The organism is Leptospira ainlahdjerensis, from assembly GCF_016919175.1.
Classification (GTDB): domain Bacteria; phylum Spirochaetota; class Leptospiria; order Leptospirales; family Leptospiraceae; genus Leptospira; species Leptospira ainlahdjerensis.
The window spans coordinates 1-7,383 of record NZ_JAFFPU010000015.1 but is presented as its reverse complement, the minus strand read 5'-3'; the positions used below and the strand labels follow the sequence as shown (position 1 = coordinate 7,383).

The 7,383-nt window shown below is 39.1% G+C and carries 16 protein-coding genes; all 16 read right to left on the bottom strand.

Annotated features, from left to right (window positions below; genetic code table 11):
- Window positions 1–98: 98 nt before the first annotated feature.
- A complete protein-coding gene (locus tag JWG45_RS03780; RefSeq protein ID WP_408611594.1) occupies window positions 99–578 on the bottom strand; it encodes a hypothetical protein in 480 nt (159 codons plus the stop codon).
- Window positions 566–967, bottom strand: a complete 402-nt coding sequence (locus JWG45_RS03775) for a helix-turn-helix transcriptional regulator (protein WP_205278453.1) — start codon at window positions 965–967, stop codon at window positions 566–568. Before JWG45_RS03775 ends, JWG45_RS03780 begins: the two co-directional genes overlap by 13 nt.
- Window positions 964–1,281: a hypothetical protein gene (locus JWG45_RS03770; protein ID WP_205278452.1), complete on the bottom strand. Its 318-nt coding sequence runs from the start codon at window positions 1,279–1,281 to the stop codon at window positions 964–966. Before JWG45_RS03770 ends, JWG45_RS03775 begins: the two co-directional genes overlap by 4 nt.
- Window positions 1,281–1,442 carry a hypothetical protein gene (locus JWG45_RS03765; RefSeq protein ID WP_232380505.1) on the bottom strand — a complete coding sequence of 54 codons (162 nt, stop codon included), beginning with the start codon at window positions 1,440–1,442 and terminating at the stop codon, window positions 1,281–1,283. Before JWG45_RS03765 ends, JWG45_RS03770 begins: the two co-directional genes overlap by 1 nt.
- A 69-nt stretch (window positions 1,443–1,511) precedes the next feature.
- Window positions 1,512–2,288, bottom strand: coding sequence for a hypothetical protein (locus JWG45_RS03760; RefSeq protein ID WP_205278450.1), 777 nt, complete (start codon window positions 2,286–2,288; stop codon window positions 1,512–1,514).
- Window positions 2,289–2,444: 156 nt separating this feature from the next.
- Window positions 2,445–2,828 (bottom strand): hypothetical protein, encoded by a 384-nt coding sequence (locus tag JWG45_RS03755; protein ID WP_232380506.1) that lies wholly within the window; start codon window positions 2,826–2,828, stop codon window positions 2,445–2,447.
- Window positions 2,825–3,022, bottom strand: coding sequence for a hypothetical protein (locus JWG45_RS03750; protein WP_205278449.1), 198 nt, complete (start codon window positions 3,020–3,022; stop codon window positions 2,825–2,827). The genes JWG45_RS03755 and JWG45_RS03750 overlap by 4 nt, the downstream gene beginning before the upstream one ends.
- A complete protein-coding gene (locus tag JWG45_RS03745; protein ID WP_205278448.1) occupies window positions 3,019–3,168 on the bottom strand; it encodes a hypothetical protein in 150 nt (49 codons plus the stop codon). Before JWG45_RS03745 ends, JWG45_RS03750 begins: the two co-directional genes overlap by 4 nt.
- 11 nt (window positions 3,169–3,179) lie before the next feature.
- Entirely contained in the window at window positions 3,180–3,605 is a 426-nt protein-coding gene (locus JWG45_RS22100; RefSeq protein ID WP_232380504.1) for a hypothetical protein, read from the bottom strand.
- Window positions 3,565–3,783 (bottom strand): hypothetical protein, encoded by a 219-nt coding sequence (locus JWG45_RS22095; RefSeq protein WP_232380503.1) that lies wholly within the window; start codon window positions 3,781–3,783, stop codon window positions 3,565–3,567. The genes JWG45_RS22100 and JWG45_RS22095 overlap by 41 nt, the downstream gene beginning before the upstream one ends.
- Before the next feature lie 3 nt (window positions 3,784–3,786).
- On the bottom strand, window positions 3,787–3,942 hold the full coding sequence (locus JWG45_RS03735) for a hypothetical protein (RefSeq protein ID WP_205278447.1): 156 nt from the start codon (window positions 3,940–3,942) through the stop codon (window positions 3,787–3,789).
- A complete protein-coding gene (locus tag JWG45_RS03730; RefSeq protein ID WP_205278446.1) occupies window positions 3,939–4,532 on the bottom strand; it encodes a host-nuclease inhibitor Gam family protein in 594 nt (197 codons plus the stop codon). The genes JWG45_RS03735 and JWG45_RS03730 overlap by 4 nt, the downstream gene beginning before the upstream one ends.
- Window positions 4,533–4,541: 9 nt before the next feature.
- Window positions 4,542–4,706 (bottom strand): hypothetical protein, encoded by a 165-nt coding sequence (locus tag JWG45_RS03725; RefSeq protein WP_205278445.1) that lies wholly within the window; start codon window positions 4,704–4,706, stop codon window positions 4,542–4,544.
- Window positions 4,707–4,721: 15 nt separating this feature from the next.
- Complete coding sequence (locus JWG45_RS03720) at window positions 4,722–5,048, bottom strand: hypothetical protein (protein WP_205278444.1); 327 nt, start codon at window positions 5,046–5,048, stop codon at window positions 4,722–4,724.
- Between the two features lie 27 nt (window positions 5,049–5,075).
- Window positions 5,076–6,080, bottom strand: coding sequence for an ATP-binding protein (locus JWG45_RS03715; protein WP_205278443.1), 1,005 nt, complete (start codon window positions 6,078–6,080; stop codon window positions 5,076–5,078).
- Window positions 6,077–7,383 (bottom strand): DDE-type integrase/transposase/recombinase (locus tag JWG45_RS03710; protein ID WP_205278442.1); only part of this gene is annotated, 1,307 nt, incomplete at its 5' end. The genes JWG45_RS03710 and JWG45_RS03715, both read right to left, overlap by 4 nt.

Sequence of the window (7,383 nt, the reverse complement as noted above, 5' to 3'; positions counted from 1 at the left end):
TGTCCCCACGCACTACTGAACTATTATAAACGCAGATAAAACAAGACTAAAAAGTATAAAAAAATATCTAAAAACGATCTTTTAAGATTCTTTTTTATTCAAAGTTGAGAAGTTTTTCTAAGGAATGAATCTCTTTCGAATCTGGATTTCATCGATTTAAGAGCTTCTATGAGAGATTGGTATTGATGAAAGGAGAGTTTTTCGGAAGAGATTTTGAAGGTTTTCTGAGCCATAGATTCTAAAGAAATCGTATAGGGTGCGATTTTATTAACTTGGGAAAGAAGCGTTTCAACCATTTCTCTTTGATTCACAGAAGGAATTGAGAACACCTGAGACTTTGGGATGGACCTCTTCTTATTTCTTTCCAGTGGTCTTCTGAAGGCCTCTGGATGTCCATTCTTGAGAGAATTGAGAATCCTCTGAATTTGGCTTTCAGAAAGTTTACTTAATTTGCCACCCATTCGTAATGAAGAACTTATCTCTTCAAGAGTTTCTTTTGAATATCCTATCTCACGTCCAATGGCAAAAAGTTGTTTCAGTCTTTGTTTTCTTTTTTCATCTAAACTTAACATTTTGATTTACCTTCTGATCTTTTCCTTCCAATTTTCTTTCTATTCGGTGAACGCATCCAAATTTTAAATTGAATAAAATTTATAATCTCTTCTTTATCCTGCTTCGTTAAAAACTTATTCATCACTACTCTTAATTCGTTCAAATCCTCCTTGCGATTAAAAAAGACTGAAATCGGAACATTAAAGAATCGAGAAAGATTATAAAGATCCACTATCGTGGGTTTGTATTCGCCTGTTTCCCAACGAGAAATTGTATTCGGATTTTCTCCTATCGCCCGCCCTAATTCTGTTTGAGAAATGCCTTTTCCACCGTTACTACCTTCTCGAAGTTTTTTGATTATGTTGGAAGTATACTTAAGCAGTTCTATTTCTTTTGAAGTGTCCTTGTTTTTCATTTCAAGATCCTCGTGAATCTTCCGCAGTGTTCGCATTTTAATCGGTTTTGATTTTCTATTTTTTCTTTAAGTTCGTTTATGAAATTTACAAAATAATTCGCTCTCCACTCTTTTATTTGCTCTTCACCAGCAACTTTCTTCATAAACCAGATCGGATCTACTTCGCTTTGACAATTTTGGCATTCTAAAAAAGGGGAACCTTCGATAATGTAAACTTTATCGTGCTCACATTGCTTTTTAGATTTATCTGAACGTTTTACAGACCATGTTCCAAGTTCTTTGAAATCGATCAGATTGTTATTATCTGAATCCATTACGGACCATCCCATTCCGGAAGATTTGAATATTCGTGTTCAGTAAAAGACTGAACTTTGATTCGGATCTCGTCGTCTCCTGGTTCGGCGTCTGAAATTACATCTGCAATCAATACTGGATCTTTCGTTATAAAAGGTGTAGCTCCGTCATAAAGGAACACTTTAAATACTCTGATTATTGGTGATACATCTGTGGGTTTCATGCTTTGACTTGACCTCCTTTAAACTAGTCAATACGGCAACTCATCTTCCCAAATTTCAAATTCGATAACCCATACCCACGGGTTTATACTCCAGGCACTCTGGCCGTGAAGTTCAATCCAAAGTTTTGCAAATCCAGATTTGTAAGTTTGTCCAAGGCATCCTATATCCGAGCATGAATATCTTACGTGATCACATTCTTCCGAATCAATTTCGACTCCCTCGGCTAGTGCATCTTCTTCTGAGAGGGTAACTAAACGTTCTACTCGGATATTCTTTATTTCGAGTATTAAACGAGACGCAACTCTCGGCATGTGTATCGAAGGTCTCCATCGACAAGGAGATTCCCCCGGTTCCCATTGGTATTGATCCCCACTTAACCCCGCTTTAAAAGCATCATTCTGCGATTGCTGAATAAGTCTTTCAAACATAGTTTTATCCGAAATTTCTATCCATTCCTTACGAGCAAAATCATTAGCTCTATAATCGAAAGCTAATGATTTCTTCGAAACATTCCAGGCTCCTATTCGCCAAGATTCTCTTACCCAGAGAAGCGAACGCTTGGTTCCGTATGGACAATCAACAAAAACAGATTCTTCGGTTTTTTTGTTTATTAATAAAACGGAGGTTCTTACTCCGTTGTGAGTGTGCGAAAACGAAGGTTCCACAAATTCCCATTCGTTAGGATTCTTGTTTAGGACTTCGAGACCAGAAATTCTACGAGTTTGGCTTTTTCTTCCTTCTAAAATTGCACATATCATCTGATCATTAAATAAAATAGGAAGCTCTTCAGTTAGAGTTTTCATGATTACAAACCTCCTTATTTTTTAAAACTCGATCTCGAAACAAAATATGGAATACGAACCACCAAAGAAGGAGAGCAAATAGACCAACACAAAACCAAATCAACAAAGTCCAAAATACGCTATATCCAAGAATCAATACTAACAACTCGAAAGAACTCATAGGATTTTCCTCGATGTCGGTGATGGTCCTGCATATAATGATTCCTTAAAAGTCTGATATTCAATTCGTTCCAGCTTTTCTATACGGTTTTGCAAGGTAGCTGAAACGGACTTTATAACATCGGCAGTTTCACGATCGATTTTAAAGCCGTTACCCTTGTCAAGCTGATGATCGATTACATTGAGAACGTAATTGAGTCCTAACTTTATGAAAGCGCAATCTCTCAGAGTATCGATGAAATCCTCTGATGATAAAGTTTGAAGAGGTGGTTCCGAAATTTGTGGCGGAGGCTCAATGTTTGGTCTTGGGCCAGGAAGGTGTTCTTTGATATTTCCTCTCATCTTCCCTTCAACGATTGGACTAACTTGCCGATGATTCATTCTTCATTTCTCCTCTTTATCGAAAGTTCATCGAGATCCGATACGATTATGATTTCACTCTGTCTTTCGAATCCAATCGGTCTCATAAGGTTATTGCTTGGTTCGTTTACTCTTGGAATAAACGCGTAAACTCCAACACGTTCATGAATAGTCCAGAATGCTTCTGGATCTAATGGGTTTCTGACAATGCTCATGCGTTCTTTCTCCAAGTATCATCCTTAAATTCCCACTCTTTAACGGACCAACCAAGTTCGGTAAGTTTCATAATTGCAGTTTTGGAATCCGAATCGAGGAGGTCGTATGCTTGAATAAAATTGATATTCTGTTGCTCTCTATTCATAATTTCTTTTCTCAAGAATAAAATTTTGAGGATTTTAAAAATTTATGATCGGTTTCGATTGCTTTGAATAGGGCGTTCCATTCTTGTTCAAGAGGGACTTTATAATTTTCTAAATAGAGTCGATCCTCTTTACTGATCTTCATAAAAAAGAGCGCATGACGAATTTCGTAAAGTAGAGATGAAATCGCTCTGTATTTTCCTACTGTGCTTTTTGGAATTATCATATTGCTAACCCTTCTCTTTAACTTTATGTAATATTTTCTCACACGATATGTTTTTAAGTTTTCTGGAACTTCCTTCCAAGGTTTCAGCTCCCCACTGAATCGTAGGTGACGTTCTAAACGTTCAACCAACATACTCTCTTTCATTCTGAATCGTATGCGATATTCCATACGATCAACTAACATACTCTCTTTTATTTTCATTGGAACGTTCATTGCTTTCTATTCTCCTCTTTAACTCAATGTAATATTCTTTCATTCTCTCGGTCTTTATATACTCCGGAAGTTCATTCCAGCGTTTTAGTATTTTCCCACGTCGGAGGAAATCTTCACAGTGATCGATCCAAAGGTCCTCCGATCGCTTTATATCAATGGAACCCTCTTCGTTACTCATAGCTCAGGAAGCCGTTTCTGCCTCGGCATACTTTGTTAAAACCCCATCCGTTAGATGAAATATTTCATCGACGTTTTCGCTGTGGTTGCAATCGCTCGCGGCAAGGTCCTGGATTTTCTCCAGAACCTCACGAACATCCTGTGGAATCTGATTGCTCATGCGGCGTCTCCGATTGCTTCGATTTCTACATCCGTCTCTGAAGGAGAAATGTATAAGCGTTCGGATTCTTCGTTGAGTTCGACCCCGATTTTCTGCATTGCTTTAAGAGGTTCCGCAAGGATTTGCTCTTTGTTCAACTCCAACTTGACTCGAAGAAAGACTCCGCTTAATCGAGAAACGAGGTTGTTAAACTTTTCGAGAAGACCATTCTCTGAAAGTATTCTTTCAAAGAATTTTTGCGTAGCTCTTGTCTTCACACTGGCTGGAATTCTCCTAAGTTTTAAAGATCCGGTTGTCAACTTGCAGGTTTTATACTCTGGATCTGGGAAGAGTTCTTCCTTATGGTGATCCACAAAGTGTTTTATCCCAGACGCAATGTGCTGGATTTTTAAGTCCAATGGAGAAATCTCTTCCTGAAGATCGTTTTGAAGCTTGCTGATTTGGTCGTCTGTTTTGCTCGTGATTCGATCTCTCTGGCGTTTGAACTCCCCAAGCTGTTGCACAGCTTGGGTGAGGTCATCGCGGTTTAGATAGTTGTTATCCGGTAAATCGACTAAATGATTTTTACTCGTCTTCTTCTTTGTAGCCACGATGACCTCCTATTCTTTGGTTTCCGAATTCTCAGGAGTCATGTCTACCGCGACTCCACTTGTGGAAGAAGGAACTACTTTTACAGGTGGAACCTTATTTCTTCCCTTCTTCTTTCCCGTTTTCTTGGTAGCGACTTTCTTCTTCGCAACCTTTTTCTTCTTTGCAATCGCCATACGTTTTTCCTTCCTTTATACCGCGACTTGATCCACTACGAACTCGCCTAAAGCGGATTGAAGTTCTTTAAGTTCACTTTCAAGTGTTTTAAGATTTTGCTTCTGTTCTTCTTTAGCGGTTTTCAATCGATCTTTCAGGGTTTTGATTTTGTCATCGATTCCTTGAATCTCTGTTTTCTTCTCTTCTTCTAAACGTTTGATGGTTTCTTTCTTCTCCTCCTCTAAAAGAGCTACCTCTGTTTCAAGATCCCCTGAATTCGTTTTAAATTCAGAGATCTGTTTTTTGACTTCGGCTACTCTTTGCAGAGCGTTGCTGTGTTCTTCCTGGTTTGCGATTTTCATGTTACCTCTCAATATTAAAATATTGCGTTATTCGTTTGCTGATCTTAGGAGGACTTCCGCAGATTGAACATCACCTGGTGAACGGTCTCTGATTAAATCCATTGCGGCTTCCATCGTTATCTTATGACCATCGAGACTCAGCCTTGATTTCTTAATGTCACCTTCGTCACCGCTTAGATAGGTAGAGATTGCGGCTTTGCTTAAATCTTTACCCGTGATTTCTCGGACTCTTCTTGCTACTTCGCGTTGAGTAATTTTAAGTTTTTTGAGTATCTCTCCAAAGGATTGTGGAAAGATTATTTTTGCTTGCTCGTAAGTAAGAACACGGTTCCATCCGATAAACGTTCTTTCGATTTTTCGAATTTGATGCTTCACTCCGAGAGGAGTTGGAAATGTGTTCTGAATAAAAATTTGACGTGTCTTTTGTCCATTCTGTCCGGATTCAAATCTAACATCAAATGCGTCCCCTGCAAATGAAAGGACTTCGGTATCCTTAAGCGGCTCCAAGTTTGTCTTACGAATTCTCCATCCGATTTCCTGAGTCTTCAATAAGGATCGGAGCCAAGGACCTTCGTTTTTTCCGAACATAACAATTGAGAAAAGATTTTCTTTTTCGGGAATACTGATTTCATGAATCTTTTTTAGATCTCTAAGCAGTTTACCTGAAAGAGCTTGAGACTCATCGAATAAGAGAATGATCTTTCTCTTTCTTTTGAAAGCCGTGGTTAAAATTTCTCGAAGAATAAGTTGTTTTGCGTGAGCGTTTCCAGGGATCTCTCTATCGGGAGCAAGTTCTGAGATCATCACTTTCATAATCTGATTGATGTTATAATCAAAACTTTCATAACATCTTCCCATTTCGATTACTTGAAACTTATTTGGATAATCTCTCCAAAAATGAAGCATGTGTTCATAGAGAAAAGTTTTACCTGCTCCAACGTGTCCTACGATACACTCCCAGTGTGAACCGTCTACGGTCTGCTTGATTGCTCTAATAACCTTATTTGTGTTTTCTGTATCGACGAAGTTCATTCCGCGTTCTCCTGTTTGTCTTTGATTTCGAAATCGATGTTGTTAAGTATATTCAAAAGATCGTATACTTCTTCATTTGAGATACTTCCTCTAAGGGAAATGCTTGATTCAAGGCGTTGTTGGATTGCACCTACAAGCTGTTCTGGCATTTCGGAACGATAGGCAAGGAGTCTTCTTTCGATATAACTCCAAGCTGATTCGGTATCTGGAAATTCCGCCGGTGCCATAGTCGCAGGAATCTCTACCGAAACCGTGTTTGCAGGGAAGTATCTAAGATTTTTAAGTTCTGATTCTGGATAGAGGTCTTCGATTGTTGAGATTTTGCGTTGTTTCTTAGCACCTTCACGAATCGATTCTCGTAATCGCATCCTATCCGTTTTCTTCCAGTTTTCCGCTGATTGCGTTTCAAATCCGGTAGCCTGCGAAATGCTTCGTGCGCCGTCTGGATTACATATATAAAGATTTCCTAATCTATCTTCGGCTACGAGGTTGCCTTCTCTGTCTTTAAAGAGAGTGATTTTTTGTCCAACGAGGTCAAGGGCTACTCCGTAAGAATGATTTCGATATTCAATACATCCGTAGTTATTTACGACTCGATTATCAAAAGCGACAGTAGCATCATAAAAGTTCTCTTCAGTAACTCTTCGAACCGGTTTAATTTTTGTTCCTGACAGCCAAAGGTCGAACGTTCCGCGTAGTTGATTTTCATGGATTACATAGAGATTCAAAAAATCGTTGAACTCTTCTAAGTCGCTAAATCTCTTCCCATCAATAGCAGGTTCTATGATATTCTTAAAAATCCCGATCCTTCTTTCCACAGGACCTTTCGCTTTCGGACGACCTGCAGTGTGCATCCTGACTGTGATTCCTAAACGAGTAAGCGCCCCTTTCGCCCCAATCAATCCGGAACCTTTATCGGAATACAGATATTCAGGAATTCCTTCAAACGGATTTCTCCGATCTTTTTTCGGTAACCAGACATATTTAAAAAAGTCGAAATAGTCGGTTGTATTTTCCCCGCGATGTTTAGCACCGAGAGTTAAAGGTTTACCACCGTAAGCGCGAAGAACGAAAGCCTTTGAATAAACGTCGACGAGTGCATAGATCCAAACCTTAATAAGATTGTCTTTAAGCATTGCAGTCTCTTCGTCCTTAAGATCTAAGAACCCTCGATGTTCAATTCGTCCGCGAGGATTCAGATAGTATCGACTTGCAACTGACGCATCCACCATGTGTGTCGAATTGGAATAAGGTTCTCTCCAAATCCTCGACGCTTCTGCGGATTGCATTTCATGTCTGCCTA